The 17,394-nt window shown below is 42.6% G+C and carries 18 protein-coding genes and 1 pseudogene; 7 read left to right on the top strand and 12 right to left on the bottom strand.

Features of this window, described 5'->3' with window-relative positions:
- Window positions 1–11 precede the first annotated feature (11 nt).
- Window positions 12–1,058: a Fe(3+) ABC transporter substrate-binding protein gene (locus ACO05V_RS06665; RefSeq protein ID WP_421848734.1), complete on the top strand. Its 1,047-nt coding sequence runs from the start codon at window positions 12–14 to the stop codon at window positions 1,056–1,058.
- A gap of 49 nt (window positions 1,059–1,107) precedes the next feature.
- On the opposite strand, the gene ilvY is transcribed toward ACO05V_RS06665, so the two are convergent.
- Entirely contained in the window at window positions 1,108–2,001 is an 894-nt protein-coding gene (gene ilvY, locus ACO05V_RS06660; RefSeq protein ID WP_114411251.1) for an HTH-type transcriptional activator IlvY, read from the bottom strand.
- A gap of 221 nt (window positions 2,002–2,222) precedes the next feature.
- Here ilvY and ilvC point away from each other — a divergent pair, with 221 nt between their 5' ends.
- Together ilvC and ACO05V_RS06650 are read left to right on the top strand one after the other, a co-directional pair.
- On the top strand, window positions 2,223–3,695 hold the full coding sequence (ilvC, locus tag ACO05V_RS06655) for a ketol-acid reductoisomerase (RefSeq protein ID WP_421848732.1): 1,473 nt from the start codon (window positions 2,223–2,225) through the stop codon (window positions 3,693–3,695).
- A 197-nt stretch (window positions 3,696–3,892) separates the two neighbouring features.
- Entirely contained in the window at window positions 3,893–5,371 is a 1,479-nt protein-coding gene (locus ACO05V_RS06650; protein WP_421848730.1) for an ATP-binding cassette domain-containing protein, read from the top strand.
- A 98-nt stretch (window positions 5,372–5,469) separates the two neighbouring features.
- Here the strand turns inward: ACO05V_RS06650 and ACO05V_RS06645 are convergent, their stop codons facing one another.
- From ACO05V_RS06645 to ACO05V_RS06625, 5 genes and pseudogenes are all read right to left on the bottom strand, one after another.
- Window positions 5,470–6,273 carry a hypothetical protein gene (locus ACO05V_RS06645; protein WP_421848728.1) on the bottom strand — a complete coding sequence of 268 codons (804 nt, stop codon included), beginning with the start codon at window positions 6,271–6,273 and terminating at the stop codon, window positions 5,470–5,472.
- Between the two features lie 108 nt (window positions 6,274–6,381).
- Window positions 6,382–6,666 (bottom strand): annotated as a pseudogene (locus ACO05V_RS06640) (type II toxin-antitoxin system RelE family toxin).
- A complete protein-coding gene (locus ACO05V_RS06635) occupies window positions 6,656–6,904 on the bottom strand; it encodes a type II toxin-antitoxin system Phd/YefM family antitoxin (RefSeq protein WP_421848726.1) in 249 nt (82 codons plus the stop codon). Before ACO05V_RS06635 ends, ACO05V_RS06640 begins: the two are co-directional and overlap by 11 nt.
- Before the next feature lie 52 nt (window positions 6,905–6,956).
- Window positions 6,957–7,475 (bottom strand): hypothetical protein, encoded by a 519-nt coding sequence (locus ACO05V_RS06630; RefSeq protein ID WP_421848724.1) that lies wholly within the window; start codon window positions 7,473–7,475, stop codon window positions 6,957–6,959.
- Window positions 7,476–7,514: 39 nt separating this feature from the next.
- Window positions 7,515–8,699: an AAA family ATPase gene (locus ACO05V_RS06625; protein ID WP_421848722.1), complete on the bottom strand. Its 1,185-nt coding sequence runs from the start codon at window positions 8,697–8,699 to the stop codon at window positions 7,515–7,517.
- Window positions 8,700–8,916: 217 nt separating this feature from the next.
- Between ACO05V_RS06625 and aphA the strand changes: the two genes are divergently transcribed.
- The gene (aphA, locus tag ACO05V_RS06620; protein WP_421848720.1) at window positions 8,917–9,627 is read left to right on the top strand and encodes an acid phosphatase AphA; all 711 of its coding nucleotides are present in this window, start codon (window positions 8,917–8,919) and stop codon (window positions 9,625–9,627) included.
- 211 nt (window positions 9,628–9,838) lie between these two features.
- On the top strand, window positions 9,839–10,234 hold the full coding sequence (locus ACO05V_RS06615; protein ID WP_421848718.1) for a hypothetical protein: 396 nt from the start codon (window positions 9,839–9,841) through the stop codon (window positions 10,232–10,234).
- A 117-nt stretch (window positions 10,235–10,351) separates the two neighbouring features.
- On the opposite strand, the gene ACO05V_RS06610 is transcribed toward ACO05V_RS06615, so the two are convergent.
- Window positions 10,352–12,514: a Tex family protein gene (locus ACO05V_RS06610; RefSeq protein ID WP_421848716.1), complete on the bottom strand. Its 2,163-nt coding sequence runs from the start codon at window positions 12,512–12,514 to the stop codon at window positions 10,352–10,354.
- A 378-nt stretch (window positions 12,515–12,892) separates the two neighbouring features.
- Here ACO05V_RS06610 and ACO05V_RS06605 point away from each other — a divergent pair, with 378 nt between their 5' ends.
- A complete protein-coding gene (locus ACO05V_RS06605) occupies window positions 12,893–13,291 on the top strand; it encodes an H-NS family nucleoid-associated regulatory protein (protein ID WP_421848714.1) in 399 nt (132 codons plus the stop codon).
- 94 nt (window positions 13,292–13,385) lie between these two features.
- Here the strand turns inward: ACO05V_RS06605 and trmB are convergent, their stop codons facing one another.
- The 5 genes from trmB to ACO05V_RS06580 form a co-directional block, all read right to left on the bottom strand.
- Window positions 13,386–14,099 carry a tRNA (guanosine(46)-N7)-methyltransferase TrmB gene (gene trmB / locus ACO05V_RS06600; protein ID WP_421848712.1) on the bottom strand — a complete coding sequence of 238 codons (714 nt, stop codon included), beginning with the start codon at window positions 14,097–14,099 and terminating at the stop codon, window positions 13,386–13,388.
- 199 nt (window positions 14,100–14,298) lie between these two features.
- Window positions 14,299–14,712, bottom strand: a complete 414-nt coding sequence (locus tag ACO05V_RS06595) for a DUF423 domain-containing protein (protein ID WP_421848710.1) — start codon at window positions 14,710–14,712, stop codon at window positions 14,299–14,301.
- Window positions 14,713–14,715: 3 nt separating this feature from the next.
- Window positions 14,716–15,699: a WD40 repeat domain-containing protein gene (locus ACO05V_RS06590; RefSeq protein WP_421848708.1), complete on the bottom strand. Its 984-nt coding sequence runs from the start codon at window positions 15,697–15,699 to the stop codon at window positions 14,716–14,718.
- Window positions 15,671–16,141 (bottom strand): sigma D regulator, encoded by a 471-nt coding sequence (rsd, locus tag ACO05V_RS06585; RefSeq protein WP_421848706.1) that lies wholly within the window; start codon window positions 16,139–16,141, stop codon window positions 15,671–15,673. The genes ACO05V_RS06590 and rsd overlap by 29 nt, the downstream gene beginning before the upstream one ends.
- Window positions 16,142–16,309: 168 nt before the next feature.
- Window positions 16,310–16,816, bottom strand: a complete 507-nt coding sequence (locus tag ACO05V_RS06580) for a disulfide bond formation protein B (RefSeq protein ID WP_421848704.1) — start codon at window positions 16,814–16,816, stop codon at window positions 16,310–16,312.
- A 152-nt stretch (window positions 16,817–16,968) separates the two neighbouring features.
- Between ACO05V_RS06580 and ACO05V_RS06575 the strand changes: the two genes are divergently transcribed.
- Window positions 16,969–17,391 carry a flagellar basal body-associated FliL family protein gene (locus ACO05V_RS06575; RefSeq protein WP_421848702.1) on the top strand — a complete coding sequence of 141 codons (423 nt, stop codon included), beginning with the start codon at window positions 16,969–16,971 and terminating at the stop codon, window positions 17,389–17,391.
- Window positions 17,392–17,394: the final 3 nt, after the last annotated feature.

Here is a 17,394-nt window from a genome sequence, read left to right as displayed (position 1 = left end):
AGGAACCCACAATGAAACGTCTAACAACAAAAACATCACTCTTCACCTTGGCTGGCGCAACCTCAATACTCGCTTTCAGCAGCGCATCTGTTCATGCAAGTGGCGAGGTCAATGTTTATTCTGCTCGCAGCGAAGCACTTATCGCGCCTTTGCTAGACATCTATGCAAAAGAAAATAACGTCAAAGTAAACCTAATTACCGGTAACGCGGATGCGTTATTAAGCCGACTACAATCAGAAGGTGACGCCAGCCCAGCCGATGTATTCATTACGGTTGACGCAGGACGTTTGTATCGAGCAAAAGAAGCGGGCGTGCTTCAGGCATTTGAAACCGACCACCTAAACAAAGTTGTGCCAGAGCACCTAAAAGACCGCGATGGCTACTGGTACGGCTTGTCTCAACGAGCGCGTATTATTTTTTATAACCCGGATAACGTTTCCGCTGCAGACTTATCAACCTACGAGGATCTAGCTGATCCAAAATGGAAAGGCAAAATTTGCATTCGTTCTTCTAGTAACATCTACAACCAATCGTTAGTTGCTTCCATGATTGATGCAAACGGCGAAAAGCAAACGCTAGAGTGGATTAAAGGCTTGGTTGCGAATTTTGCTCGCCCACCAGCAGGCGGCGATAGAGATCAGTTAAAAGCAGCTGCCGCTGGGCTTTGTGATATTGCGGTAGCAAATACCTATTACTTTGGCCGTTTAGGTTTGAGTGACAAGGCAGACGAACGGGCCGTTTTTGACAAGCTAAAAATGTTCTGGCCTAACCAAGCCGACAACGAGCGTGGCGCTCACGTGAATGTCAGCGGCATCGGCATCACGGCCTCGTCTAAAAACACAGACAACGCTAAGCAATTAATCGATTTCTTAACCAATAAGCAGAGCCAAGAATGGTACGCTAACGTGAACAACGAATACGCAGTGATTGAAGGCGTGGCACCACCTAAAAGCTTAGCGACTTTTGGTGAGTTCAAAGCCGACCAAGTGTCTTTGAGCGTGTTGGGCGAAAACAACCGTCAAGCGGTTAAACTAATGGACCAAGGTGGTTGGAAGTAATACTCCAGCTATATCCAAATAGTTACACTGTAATACTTAAAAGAGGAGGCTATTTAGCCTCCTCTTCCATCAAACTCCAAAATGCTTCTACCAATGGGTTCTTCAAACTTTTCTTGAGTGTAAACAGGCCAATATCATAAGGCTCCAACTCTGGCTGCACATCCAGCACCTTAATTCGATCCACCAATGGGCTGTTATCCAAGACGATTTTTGGCACCACGCCAATCCCAAAACCCAAACTCACCATGCTCACAATCGCCTCATTACCGGTGACTTGAGCATAAATCCTTGGCGCGATGTCGAGTTGACGAAACCATTCGTCAATACGTGTTCGAGATACACCGCCTTCAGAAAGAATCATTGGGATATTAGCCCACTCCTCTGGCGACGTTGGCGTGTTGGTTGGAACATTCGGCACTTGCTGTTCAAGTGGCGCAATAAACAACAAAGGCGAAATAGCGATTGGCTTAAAGGCTAAGCCACGAGGCAAGTTAGCTGGGCGGGCAGCAATAGTAATGTCTTCTTTGCCATCCAGAATATGCGCAATCGCATGCTCTGGATCGCCAGTACGTAGCTTTATCTCAATCGCTGGATAAGCAATACGAAAACGACGCAGTAATTCATACAAAAAACTATAACTCGCTGTAACTGATCCATAAAGACTGATTTCACCACTAAGCTGGTCGGAATTATCTGTCAATTCATGACGAATCAAATTCCATTGTCGGCTGGTATCGCGAGCGTACTTGAGAAATTTCTGTCCTTCTTGGGTTAATACTACAGTGCGATTATCACGGTTAAACAAAGCCACGCCGAGCTCGTCTTCTAAGTGTCGGATGTTTCGTGACATGGCAGAAATACTGATGTGACATTCGTCACTGGCGCGTCCGAAATTCAACGTTTCCGCTAAGGCGAGAAACTGCTTAAGCGTTTTTATATTCATAATGAAGCCTGCACCCAATTGCTGTTTACTCATCATAAATCATGATTGCAATAAATGGGATACTATATTGCGAATATATCAATTTACGAAAAGGTTCTACTAGGATAGATTAACCCTACTCGCAGAATGTCAGGAAAATCATTGCTTGGCGACTGTGTCATCCATTTTTAATATCCGCGTGTTTTTATCGCTGATACATTAATTTAAAAGGTGTGTTTATCATGGCTAATTACTTCAATACTTTGCCTCTACGCGAGCAACTAGCTCAATTAGCAAAATGTCGCTTCATGGACAGCTCTGAATTTGCAGACGGCGTAGAAGCGCTTAAAGGCAAAAAACTCGTTGTTATCGGTTGTGGCGCACAAGGTCTTAACCAAGGCTTGAACCTACGTGATTCAGGTCTAGACGTTTCTTACGCATTGCGTCCTGAAGCGATTGCTCAAAAACGTCAGTCTTGGAAAAACGCCACTGAAAACGGTTTTGTTGTAGGTACTTACGAAGATTTGATCCCGACTGCTGATGTTGTATTGAACCTTACTCCTGATAAGCAGCACACTCCAGTTGTTACAGCGGTTATGCCTCTTATGAAGCAAGGCGCTTGCCTATCTTACTCTCACGGTTTCAACATCGTAGAAGAAGGCATGCAGATCCGTGACGACCTTACTGTAATCATGGTTGCACCTAAGTGCCCAGGTTCTGAAGTTCGCGCTGAATACGTTCGTGGTTTCGGTGTTCCAACACTTATCGCGGTTCACGAAGACAACGATCCTAAAGGCGAAGGTCTTGCACTAGCGAAAGCTTACGCAGTTGGTACTGGCGGTCACAAAGCAGGCGTTTTGATGTCTTCTTTCATCGCGGAAGTTAAATCCGACCTTATGGGTGAGCAAACTATCCTTTGTGGTATGTTGCAAACTGGTTCTATCCTTTGCTTCGACAAAATGGTTGAAGAAGGCATCGATGCTGGTTACGCATCTCGCTTGATCCAATACGGTTGGGAAACCATCACAGAAGCATTGAAATACGGCGGCGTAACTAACATGCTAGATCGTCTTTCTAACCCAGCTAAGATCAAAGCATTTGATCTTTCTGAAGAACTAAAAGTAATCATGCGTCCTTTGTACAACAAGCACCAAGATGACATCATCAGCGGTCACTTCTCTCAAACTATGATGGAAGATTGGGCGAACGATGATAAAAATCTTCTTCAATGGCGTGCAGATACAGCTGAAACTAACTTCGAGAAAACACCTGCTGGCGATGTAGAAATTTCTGAACAAGAATTCTTCGACAACGGTATCTTGATGGTTGCTATGGTTAAAGCGGGCGTTGAGCTTGCTTTCGAAACTATGACTGCTGCTGGCATCATTGCTGAATCGGCTTACTACGAGTCTCTACACGAAACGCCACTAATCGCGAACACAATCGCTCGTAAGAAATTGTACGAAATGAACGCGACAATCTCTGATACAGCAGAATACGGTTGCTACCTATACAACCACGCATGTGTTCCACTATTGGCTGACTTCATGAAAGACATCAAAACCGACGTTATCGGTAAAGGTCTTTCTGTAGAAGACAACGGCGTAGACAACGCTCGCTTGATCGAAGTAAACAAAGCGCTTCGCTCTCACCCAGTAGAAGCGGTTGGCGCAGTACTTCGTGGTCACATGGCGGACATGAAAAAAATCGTTTAATACGATTATTGCGCTCGCCAATACTTTGTTAAAAATAGACTCGAAATGCTCATTTATACTTATAAACTCTGCTTTCTCCTCTATTTTTGCCTCGTCTTGGCTTCGCTCATGACATCGTAATTTACCTATAAGAAGCCGAGTTTCAAAACTCGGCTTTTTTGTCTCTACTGGTTCTAAACAAAACATTAGGAAATACCATGGACAGCATCCGCTTAGACAATATCCTCCTCAACAAAGTAACAGTGAACTTTGATGATCGCTTTACCCTAAGCGAGATCGACTGGACCATTGAACCGAACCAGCATTGGGTCATCACTGGCACAAATGGTGCGGGCAAATCGGCCTTGGCTGCTGTGCTGGCTGGCGTGGGGGAAATTGAAAGTGGCACAGTCACTGGTCTGCCAAAAAATGTGGGATTGGTATCTTTTGAGGCCCAAGCGGAGCTGATTGCCAAAGAACTTAAAAAAGACGATGCCGACATTATGGACGTAATTTCCCTCGGCACGCCTGTACATGAAATGATTTTTGAAAACTGCCAAGACCCTGAGCTTGCCCACGCCTTGGTAGAAAAATTTGGTTTGACCAAACTGCTCGACCGCGCCTTTCGTAAGCTATCTACTGGCGAGACACGCAAAGTCATGCTGATTCGCGCTTTATCTAGCAAACCCGATTTATTAATACTCGACGAACCGTTCGACGGTTTAGACGTCGACACTCTAGCCATGTTGCAAGCGCATCTGGCTTCCATCATAGACGCCACACCTATGATCTTAGTGCTCAACCGCTTTGATGAAATGCCGACCTTCATCACTCATGTCGCCTATGTAGACAAAGGTGAGCTGGCACTAACGGTAGACAAAAAAGACGAAAACGCTTTCAACGAGCTTTACCAATTACTGCATTTGAAAACCACCGACCTAAGCGTGCCAGAGGCCGACCCAACCAATAAACTGCCAGCACTCGACCCAAGTCAGCCGCTCGTCAAACTCAACCAAGCGACTATCCAATACGGCGATACGATCATTGTCGATAGACTGAATTGGACCATAGAGCAAGGCCAACATTGGCAACTCAGCGGCCCCAATGGCAGCGGCAAAACCTGCGTCTTGTATTTGATCACTGGCGATCATCCACAATGCTACACCAACGACATTTTTGTCTTCGGATTCCAGCGTGGGAACGGCGAAAGCATCTGGCAGATCAAACAATTTATCGGCTATGTTTCCACGGCACTGCAATGGGAATACCGCGTCAGCACCAGCTGTAAAAACGTGATTATTTCTGGCTTCTACGACAGCATCGGCATGTACAGCAAACCAACCGATAACCAGAAGAAAATCGCCGACCAATGGCTTGCACTGCTAGGCATGGAAGACCGCGCCGACCAATGGCTTGCACTGCTAGGCATGGAAGACCGCGCCGACCAGCCATTTAACAAACTTTCCTACGGCGATCAGCGTTTATTACTTATCGCCCGCGCCATGGTGAAGCACCCGCCACTCTTAATCCTAGACGAGCCCTGCCTTGGCCTAGACGACATGAACCGCCAGCTTGTCCTCGCCCTAATCGAGAAAATCTGTGAAGGAAAAGAAACCACTGTTCTCTACGTCAACCACCACGCGGAAGACCAGATCAAAGGGATAGAGAACTACTTGGGGTTGAAGAAGAATAACTAAGCTTTTAGCAGGCTCTTTGCCTCAGACAGAAAACCGTGTGACGCTTCATACTCGAAACTGACGCCTACCTCACATGAAGCGTCACACTTGTTTTAAACTCATTTAGGGTTATAAATCTCATCCATTTTTCGAGAGGGAAATGGCTGAGATAAGGTTTCTTCTCTACTTATTAGCTCATCACACTTTTGGTTTTGCTCATTCAGAAAACTATAATAATACTTAGACTTTGCAAATGCATTTTTGTCTTCATCAGGAGAGATAGTGCTTATCTTTAATTTAAGACCAGATATTATCCCTTTAACCCTATGTAATTGTTTTGTATGTTCGCTTGAGTCTGCTAAACGGGTTAAGCAACTAAAAGGGTTAATGGCTTGATAAACATCGTCTGAATGCGTATTTAACTTAATGTAACTCTTGATACATGGGTCATGAATATCGTCTAAACGCTTTTGTACTTCAGGGCCTATTTCTACAAACGGAGTTTTTTCATCGCATTGTTGAAATATAATGACTTTTCCTTCTCCTAAATAAGCCTTTTGATAACCTGTGCCGACCACCTGAGTAGGAGTATGGTAAATATTACCTATCGTGATATAGCCACGACACATTATTCCATGATCTAGCATAAGACCCGATGTCACACTGTGACAGTGTTCTATCAAGTTAACGATACCTAAATCGGAGAGTTCAGCTGAAATTACTGCGCAATCAGAAATTTGAGTTATAACAAAATCCAAGTCATCGTCACTTAATGCACAGACAGTATTACGTGGTGTATTAAAAATATTAAGAATTTCAAGTATTTCAGAAAGCGATTTCCCTTCTCCTTTTTCTGAGTTTTCAACAATATTTTTAAAGCCAATAATATCGATAAAAGCAATTACTTTTTCTTTAAAATCCATAACCTCATTCTCCGTATGATTAATTTTTTAAAACAGCACTATAATCCAAGGGATTGATAAGGATGCAGAAAAAAGTTGAAAGTAGTTAATCACTGACAGCTACGCTATCTAAACCCGTTTAATAGCATTTTTATAAACCTCATTACGCTCCCGCTTTCCTACCTCCAACACGGTGACAATAACGACATCGTCTTGTACTTCGTATACAAGGCGATAACCTGATTAGCGTAATTTTATCTTGTAGAGGTTATCAGCGCCTGAAAGTTTTGAAGCAGGAACATGTGGATGGTCTAAACGCTCGATTAACTTCTTTTTGAATTGCTGTTGTAGCGTGGCTCCAAGTTTTTGCCATTCTTTCAGAGCGCTCTTTTTGAATTCGAGTTTATAAGTCAGCGATGCTGACTGAGATACTTTCTTCATTGGCGCGTTCCTTCGCGAGTGAGATCAGTTCCATATCTTCCAATTTATCCATTAAGGCTTCATACGCTTCGGCAGGGACACAGTAAAACGCAGGTTCATTGCGATTTAATACTGCAACCGCCTTACCGTGTGCGCTGGCGGCAACTTTCATTGGGTTGGCTTTAAACTCTGTAATGCTGGCAGCCACGTCGGAAAGGATTCTAGAAGTCATTTTAAAGCACCTTTAATCGACCTAATAAAAGGTCACTTTAATTTGTGACTGATCATTTATCAAGCAACACTTTCTTAACAGCCCCAACAGATTCATTCTCCGTGGCCGCTAAAGTGTCTTCTGGAAAAAGGGTTTGATAAGCATTCATGTCAGTATGTTTACCATCAAGTCGTGGATGCAGTCGCTTTTTAAGGTCTTGACTGGTTTCATGGTCGTTCACTCGTTCTCCAAGTACATCTAATAATGCACCTTCTAAGCATTGTGGTGACCAAAGTATGATCTTGTAACCATTTTGATGCGCTTTTTTCATTTCAGTATTAGTGGGAGGAAGATCCGAGTCTAGAACAAGATATCGCTTGTCGTAATCAGCAGCTTTAAAACTACGAATGGCATTTTGAATAATGTTTCCTGCTGAGCCGCCATCGCCCGCTTCCACTTTGGCAGTTCGACCACAAGATCTCGGACAAAAGAATCGCTTCATGTGGTCTATAAAAGCTTTATCATCAGCACCTTCGCCTACAACTAGAAGCGATGTGCTGACTGTTTTTCTAATCTGTTTACGTTTGGCCATTATGTCATTCCTTTGCTAGCCATCTTTTAATTGCAGAGTTTACAGTTCTGGCAACGCCCCAAGTGCTCCAGCCATATATTTTGCATAGAGATTATCATCAGCTCGTACGCCAACCACCTCATCTAAACGCCATACATCTGAGATTTGTTGCTGTTTTTCACAAAGATAAATCTGGTGTTTTTGCAGTCTATTAAGCACTTCTGGAGTGTGGCATGTGAAGATAAGTTGAGCTTGATGGGGATTAGTATGCTCAAAGCGAAACCATTCTATGATTTTAGGAATCAAGTAAGGATGCAGGTCATTATCGATTTCATCAATCACAACGCAACCGCCGTTTTCAAGCACGGTCAACAGACGCTCTAACATAACAAAAGCAGATTGCGTACCACTCGACTCTTCTAAAAATGGCAAGGAAAATTCTTTTCCATCAGGAGATTGATGTACGCCAATAGGCATATAAAGTTGTTCAGTGGAGCCATCTTTGTCAGTCGCTTCAAACGCTTTGATCTCCACGTTAGATAACCCTAAATCAAACATTCCCATTACTTCGATCATACGAGCTTTGAGCGTTGGTGACTTCTCATAAGATTCTGCGGCATGAAACAAGGCTTCAGATCGAAAATTTCTACGCCCCATATAAGCTACATTGCTTGCAACACTTTTAAAAAAATCAATAAATGGCCGAGCTTCTAAAATATCGTAACTATAGGCCGCAGACAAAAGCGACGCATTATCGCGAAGAGTTTCCGCTTTATTTGCAGGGAAAGGAAAGCCCTTTTCTCTAAAAGAAAATTTCTCACCCTTTTTTTCTCGCTTAAATAAGTAACTGAACTGACTGCTTGTTTTTACATACAAACCTTCGAATTGAATACGTTCATCATTAAATACAAGTCGATACCTATAAGTCTGATTGTCTAATAAGAAATCGACTTCAACCATGGAGTCTTCCTCAAGGTGAAGACGGTGAGGTTGAAAAGGAACATCACTATCAGGATCACCTTTTAAAAAGGACGAACTGGCAAACCAGCTTAAAAAGACCAGTGGTTTTATAAATTGCGTCTTACCGGATCCGTTTGCCCCAACTACAGCAAGCACTTTGTTTAAACGAATGTCAGGCAAGCTGACATCAAACCCAGATGGAATTGGCTTTTTCCCCACAGCAAAGTTAATCGATGCTTCTTGGGCAAAGCTATAAAAATTGCTAAACCGCATTGAAATAATCATAAAAACCAATTTCCAACAAATTTACGTTTATTTTAAGACTATACAAAAGATGTTTCAAAATAGATACCTATCATTAAGAGAGCACTGTGACTTTCTATAAAAACACGTATTTATTAAATTTGAAGCTCCTGTTTAAACCAAAACAAGTTGATAGAAAGTCATATATTTTAGCGATAAAATGCGTAAGTTATTAACAATGAAACCTATAGGGAACACTGTGAGCCATACTCTACGCTCGATAACGCTTGTACTGGCTTGTGTCGCTAGTTTATCTGCTAACGCGGATCCAAAAACACCTGGTACTCATAAAGGCTATTCCACCATTGATATGACCACTGCGGGCATGCCAGCTGATGTGAAGATGATTTCTGTTGCGGATATTCAGAAAGAGCTGCAAGGCAAAGCGCCTTTTGCCGTTGGTTTTGATATCGATGATACGACCTTGTTTAGCACGCCAGTTTTTTATCGTGGTCAGCAAGAATTTTCACCAAATGGTTACTCTTACCTATCGAATCAAGATTTTTGGGATAAAGCAAACTGTGGCTGGGACGCATTCAGTATGCCGAAGAATATTGCCAAAGAGTTGATTGCGATGCACCAAGAACGTGGTGATAGCATTTATTTCATCACAGGTCGTACCGGTTCTGACTGTAACTTCACCACGGAATATTTGAAAAAGGCGTTTGATATCAAAGATATGCACGATGTCATTTTTGCAGGATCAAGCCGTACTGAATACACAAAAACCAAGTACATCAAAGAGAATGACATCAAGATGTATTATGGTGATGCAGATGGTGACATTATTTCGGCCCGTGATGCGGGCGCTGAAGGCATTCGTGTAATGCGCGCGGCTAACTCTAGCTACAAGCCAATTCCGAAAAATGGTATCTATGGCGAACGAGTGTTAAAAAACTCTCAGTACTAATCTTTCCAGTTATTAGTACCAGACAATACAAAACACAATAATAGTTACATTCATTTCATCTAATGTGATGTAGCGCACGATCTTAGTCGGAACAAGCTTCTATGATGGAACTAAGGATTGATCCGCGGAGTATGCGCGAGATTGAGTCTTCGGTCGTATCGCTGGCAAAGCTTAGGCGACACGGTTTTTTTACCTATTTAAGGAGATCCGTATGTTTAAGCAATTCACTTTACTATCAGTTATTGCTGGTGCATCCATTATGATGGCCAGCAATCCGATTTTTGCTGCAGATCGGGACAGAACTCAAGACAAGGATCAAATCCAACGCGAAGACATGTCGATAGTTTATGGTTCTCAACTCATGACCCAGCAAGAGCGCTTGCAATATCATCAGCAATATTTTGCATTAAAAACAGAACAAGAACGTGAGAAATTCCGTGACTTGCACCACGACCAAATGTTAATTCGAGCTCGTGAACAAGGTGTCTCTTTACCTTCTTGGTCTAGTGACATGGGAATGAATGGCGGTGGTATGGGAAGTAATCGTAACGGTACAGGAAGCAATGGCGGCAAAGGTAACGGTGGTTCAGGCTCACCGTCGAACTAGTGGATTCTAGATGGTCGTCCCTGAATAATGGCGTTTCAGGCAAGAGACACCATTATTCAGGGACGACTAATTATAGTTTTTTGTAGATCACGCCTTTAGGCTGACAATTGAATTGCATCAAAGACCATTCGCTTTTAAGGCAATTCGTTTACGCTGCACGTCCACTTCTAACACAGTGACATTAACAACTTGACCCACTCGCACCAAATCTCTTGGGTCTTTGACAAATCGGTCGGCCAATTGCGAGATATGAATCAATCCATCCTGATGCACACCCAAATCAACAAAGGCTCCAAATGCTGCTACGTTAGTCACAACGCCTTCTAGGGTCATACCTTCTTGCACATCTTCAAGTTTTTGGACGCTATGGTCAAAAGACGCATAACGGAACTCTGGCCGTGGATCTCGGCCGGGCTTGGCAAGCTCGTTAAGAATATCGGTATAGGTAAAATCGCCTGCTTGGGCAAAGCTTGGCGCTAACAACTTTAGCTGTTGTAAAGCACTACTGTTATTAAGCAAGTCATTCGCTTTTAGTTTTAGCTGTGATGCCATTTTTTGCACTAGAGGGTAAGATTCAGGGTGTACGCCAGATTGGTCCAAGGCTTCTTTGCCATTAAGTATTCTTAAAAATCCAGCGCATTGCTCGAAGCATTTATCACCAATGCCTTTTATTTTTAACAGCTCGCTTCTCGATTCAATACGTCCTTTCTGCTGACGATAATCCACAATATTTTGCGCTAAGCGATTGGTTAAACCAGAAACATAGGACAACAATGAAACCGAAGCGAGGTTAATGTCTACGCCAACGCGATTAACGCAATCCTCTACCACGTTTGTAAGCGACTTAGACAATAAGCTAACTTTGACGTCATGCTGATATTGGCCAACCCCAATGGCCTGAGGATCAATTTTCACTAATTCAGCGAGCGGATCCTGGAAGCGACGGGCAATAGACACCGCGCCTCGTATGGTGACATCTAAATCTGGAAATTCTTGTATCGCTATTGGTGAAGCAGAATATACAGAGGCACCCGCTTCACTAACCACTACGGCTTTACAATCTAGATTCGACTCGGTAATAAGCTCTCTGACCAGCGCTTCTGTTTCTCGTGAGGCTGTACCATTACCAATCGCCACCCAACCAATACGGTGTTGATGAATCAGCTTAGAAAGCGTTGTATTGGCTTCTTGCGTGCGGTTCTGAGGCCCATGAGGGTAAATAACACCGTGATCAAGCAAAGAACCTTGCTCGTCGATAACCGCTAATTTAACGCCATTACGAAAACCTGGATCAACACCCAATACTCGATATGCTCCTGCAGGTGCCGCCATTAATAAATCTTGTAGATTATCAGCAAAAACCTGAATAGCACCTTCTTCTGCTCGATCTTTCAATTGAGAAAGAACATCGGTTTCCAGTTTAGGCAGAAGTTTGTTTTCCCAGGCCAGATTTAAATACTTACGCTGCAAAGGCGTTACTCGATTGGATTCTGGTAAGCTTGCATCAAGCAATTGATTAAGGTGAGGCAAGATTAATTCATCAGGATAATTCTCTCCATTTTTCAGGGAAACGCTCAATTTTAATATTGACTCTTTTTTTCCTCGAAAGAGAGCAAGCAAACGATGAGAAGGTACTTTATTTATCGCCTCTTGATAATCAAAGTAATCACGAAATTTCTCACCTTCGTCCTTTTTACCGCGCAGAACCCTACTGTTTAAAAGGCCGTCTTTAAGCAAGACTGCACGGCCTTTTTTTAGAACATCACTGTCGTTCGCAATAGCCTCATTCAATATTTCAGTTGCGCCCTCTAAAGCGGCTTCTGCTGACATCACAATATTCTGTTGCTTGCACCACGCTTCAATTGCAGACAAGGTATCAGAACGCTCGCCCGACCACACTAACGCGGCTAAAGGCTGAAGCCCTTGCTCTCTAGCCTCATCCGCTTTTGTCTTACGGGTTTTCTTAAATGGCGAGTACAAATCCTCTAGCTCATTTTTAGAAACGGCATTTTGTATTTTTTCCCTTATAGCATCTGAGACATTTGGATCATCAGCTAATAATGAAAGAATGCTTTCTTTACGTTTTTTTAATTCTACTAAATACTGCCATCTATCATAAAAAGAACGCAAATCCATATCACTCATGCCACCTGTATTTTCTTTTCTATAGCGAGCAATGAATGGAACAGTGGCTCCTTCTTCAAATAATTGAATAATATTTTGGCTGTACTTTTTTAATATAGAAAATTCTAAGCTTAAGTTATCTGATATGGAATTCATTTATTACCCTATTGTTTACACTTTTCTAACAGATTAAACACGTAATTTTATTAGCATGTTGGGTTGTTTTTTATTAAAATCGACACACAAACTTGAAATAGTATAAAATTACATCACAATGTACTGATATCAATTCAATGTTTTTTAATGGTATGAATTATGATTGAATTTTTAGCATAAGATAAAACACTTTTTCATCTGGTTCAGATTCACTATCAGCCTAAAAAAGCGTTTTATACTTTTCCAATCATATGGAAGTTTCAAATTTATTAATTTTAGCACATACCACTGAGCATAAAAGATGGATCTCTTTTTAAGTGCAGGACCAACTAGTTATTAAGAAACAACCAGTTCTTAACAAATAAATAGGGGACACCAATGAGTTTATTACTAGAATTAGCAGGCAATAAAGCAAAAGCACGCGCAGCAGCAAAAGAGCTAAGCGTTGCTCAACTTGAAAACTTAATCGCAGGCTTCAACAATGCGCTTGAAAAAGCGAAAGAAGAAGAAGCGGCTCGTGACGCAGAACAAGCACTAAAATCTGCTCGCGCTGAAGAAATTGCCAGCCTAATCGCTAAAAGCGGCCTAACAATGGAAGAAGTTGCATTGCTAACGACTCCAAAGGCTGGCGCAACAAAAGGCAAAACGGTTGAACCTAAATACCGTCTGACCGTAGCAGGCGAAACTCACGAATGGACTGGCCGTGGCCGCACACCAAAAGTATTCCAAGAATACTTTGATGCTGGCAACAGCCGCGAAAGTGTAGAAATCAAATAATTTTTGATTTCAGCTTTATCTGATCAATAAAAAAGCGACTCATTGAGTCGTTTTTTTTTTGCTAAACCTATTTTTGAACTGAACGTAAAAACGCTTAGCGACTTTGTTTTGTATAAATCAAATCCCAAACACCATGGCCTAAACGCTCACCGCGTTGTTCAAATTTGGTCAGTGGACGCCATTCAGGACGAGGATGATACAAACCTTTACCTGCTGCATTTTGATAACCTTCTTGAGCTTCCATGACTTCCATCATGTGCTCGGCATAAGGCTGCCAATCTGTCGCCATATGAAAGTGTCCGCCTTCTTTTAATACATTTGCCACTTGCTGAGCAAACAAAGGCTGAACAATACGGCGTTTATTGTGTTTCTTCTTATGCCAAGGATCTGGGAAAAACAACTGAAAGGCGCTGGCTGTGTTTTGCGGTAAGCAATTTGCCATGACTTCAATCGCGTCGTCACAGTAAACACGTAAATTTGTAATGCCTTCTTCTTTTGCCAGCATCATCAGTTTAGCAACACCCGGTGGATGTACTTCAATACCGATAAAATCTTTCTCTGGGGCATTTTTCGCCATTTCGACAAGCGAAGCTCCCATGCCAAACCCCACCTCAAGCACCACATCTGATTCACGACCAAACACGGTTGTGTAGTCAATTCGACCATCACCAAGGTCCAAACCGTATATGGCCCAGTTGGCATCGTAATTCTTTTGCTGGCCTTCCGTCATGCGGCCACCACGTACCACAAAACTACGAATGGTGCGTTTCTTGATAGGTTCTAGAGTATTTATTTCTTGCTCTTGCATGGTTATATATCGCTTAAGTGTGTTCTATATTTTGATGAGCCTACGCAGCCTTAATAACTTTGGTTAGGTCAGTCATTAATCAATAATGTCTTTTATGTAAGACTAGCGGGGCGCTATCCTACCGGAAAAAGCATTTTATGTCCTGCTTTTGTCAGCTGCGTTTGTCAGCTGCGTTTGTTAACAGCTAGGATGCTATTCCCTAGGACTCTTGGCGACCTGAACGCCATAGGTGCAACACTAAAAACCCCCAAGCAATGAGGTAGCATAAACCGCCTAATGGCGTAACCGCTCCTAATATGGTGTAACCCGTTAAAGCCATGACATATAAACTACCGGCAAATAAAATATTACCAACACTAAGAAGCAACAATATAATTTTCGTTGAGGATAAATAAGCAGACAAGGCAACTACTACTAAACCCGCTAAAGCATGATACATAAGGTATTGGCTTGCAGTGTGCCACCAGCCTAACGCTTTTTGATCTAGCATGTCGGTTAACGCATGAGCACCAAATGCACCCGCAGCAACCGATATAAAGGCTTGAGCAGCAAAAAAAGCTCCCCACTTTAAAGGCGGATGCAGTGAAGCTTCTTTAACATCGTGATAAGACATGAATTATTCCAATACGTTTAAATAACCATTACTACCAATGGCGTAATAACGATTAGCCGAACCAAAAGCTAAAGCTAAAACACTAGCGCCACTAGGTCGACTCTTTGGAGTAAAAAGCTCCCATTCTTTTTGAACAGCACCTGTACTGACTTGCACCAAGGTGACCCGGCTATTCACTTCTCCAAGCAAAATAGATCGGTCATCTTTAGAAAACACCGCTTGGCTAATACTGGCATTACGATACTTCAATGCGCCAGTGTCTATTTTAGTTAGCTCTTTACCCGTAGCCGTTGACCAGATTTTTGCGTTTCCTAATTGAGCGGCGCCAAACGCATATTTACCGTCAGCAGATAACGCCACACTGCCAATGATATTACTTAATGGCCACTCGTATTTCTTTTTGCCAGTTTGCATATCCCAAAGGATGACGTTAGAAAAATCATCTCCAGTAATACCCAGCATTCCATCTGGCGTGACATCGACAGCGCGAACTGTCGAGCCAGTCCGTAGCGTTTGCTTAATACCGCCGCGTTTAATATCAAAAAAACGGGCCGTCTGGTCATTTAAACCCACAAGAGCATAATCACCATTTTGAGTGAGTTTTAACGATTGAATATCCCCCGGGGTTGTCCAGAAACCGTCGGATTTACCTGTCGATGTATTCCACAAAACCAAGGTTCGAGCACCGCCGGTGGCAGCAAATTGGCCACTTGGGTCAATATCCACACCAAGCAGTGATGAATATTCGCCTTGAACATGGTTCCAGCTAAAGCGGCGCTCATTAACAGCATTCACCCAGTAACTGCCGCCATGTTGAATAGAGCCAACCAAAGAGGTAGTGCCATCGTCACTTAAAACCGCAGAATACAAACCCTGCACAGCGTATTGAGCTGTTCGAACTGGTGCTTCTGCTGAGCAAGATAATAAAGCCACTGAGCAGAAAGCAATTAAACCAAGCTCAAACGCTCTTTTCACTGTGCGCCTCATGTAATTCCTTAATCAATTGATCTTCATATTGAAATCGTTCTGCCATGACAACAGCCAAAGCTTGCAATGAAAAAGGCAAGGCTTCAAGTTGAGCGTTACAGTGCTCTTTGGTGTCATATTTATCGTTAAACTCAATAGCGACTTCAGTTGTGCTATCAATAAGAGGCAACAGTTCACGCAAGAGAATAACAGCACCGTCGTCATGAAACTCTTTCGCTTCTAATGCGAGCTGCTCATAGACAGTAAAGTGGCCAGCAGAAACATAGTCCACCAGCTGCTCACAAAATGATTGGATTTTAGGCGTATCCGTCGGCGTCAAATCACCACGCTCACGCAAGTAAATTCCCATTTCCAATAACTGTCGACGCTGCTGTAACCAACGATCGATAATGACATGCACTCCGCCCCATCGCTCTTGAGCTGTTTTACAACCTTCTAACATATGCAGACTCCATCAGGCGTTAATTATTATTACTCTTTGTCTCAAGCATATTCCGATAAGTTACCCCCTGCAAGGCGATAACTGGAGGGATTTGTAACCTTTTTAGAGAACTTTATATGATTACTGTGCTCGCCAATACTTTGTTAAAAACAGATTCAAATATCTCGTTTATACAGATGTTTTTTTGCTAATTCGCAAGGCGATAACGATATTAATGATCGCCATGCCAATAAAAGCCACCAATGTCCAACCAGGAATACTAATTCCAAACAAGGTCCAAACCACATCACCACATTCGCCAGTTCCCATAACCATAGCTTGCATAATTTCTTGCCACGGGAAAACCTCAAACATATAGCTCAAGCCTGGCAAACAAGCTGGAAGCTCGTCCATTGGCAAACTCTGCAGGTACAAATGACGAATCGCCAAAGCAGCGCCAGCAAAAGATAAAACAACCACCATCCAAGAAAATACTTTTCGCGCTTTTTCACTCGACGTTAAAGCGGATACCAAAGACACCACACCTACACAGAAAAAGACGATTCGCTGCAGCATACACAATGGGCAAGGCTCTAAACCCATTTGGTATTCCATATAAAATGCCACAGCCAAAAGAGCAAAAGCCACAAACGCAACCAGACCATGAAAACGACGAGCAGACAAAAACAAGGACATATTAAAAGATTCCTAAACTTACCAAGGGGATATTTTTAATTGAATACAATTATTATGACAGTAGTGAAACAGGAAAGTGCAAAAATACTACTGACAGACAGCTTTAATGCCAGTTAGTATACTGTCTATTGGAATGAAAACGAGAGCCTAAAATGTCATTGATGATATCCCTAAGCAACAAAACACACTTATTTACCTTGATCTTACTATGTACACTAACAAGCATTACAGGTCATGCTGAAGACGAAGCCACACCAACCGCCGCTTATATTGAATTAAAACCCAATTTTGTCGTTAACCATTTGGGAAGCGAAGACCGACTTAAATACATCAAAACCAGCATCAGCATTCGCACCGACGAAACCAAAAAAGACTTAATAGAAGCGAATATGCCGTTAGTACGAGATGCAATAGTAATGTTCCTCAGCTCCCTAACCACTGAACAAGTCACTGGTGCCGTTGCTCGAGAGAAAACCCGTGAAGAAGCAGCCATTGCCGTAAATGCCGCACTACAAAAAGAAACTGGCTTATCTCCGGTGAGAGACATTTTGTTTGCGAGCTTTGTCACTCAATAAACG

Source organism: Marinomonas sp. (assembly GCF_965225885.1).
In the GTDB taxonomy this organism is placed as follows: Bacteria; Pseudomonadota; Gammaproteobacteria; order Pseudomonadales; family Marinomonadaceae; genus Marinomonas.
The sequence above is the reverse complement of the archived record's forward strand: the minus strand, read 5'-3'. Positions and strand labels throughout refer to the sequence as shown.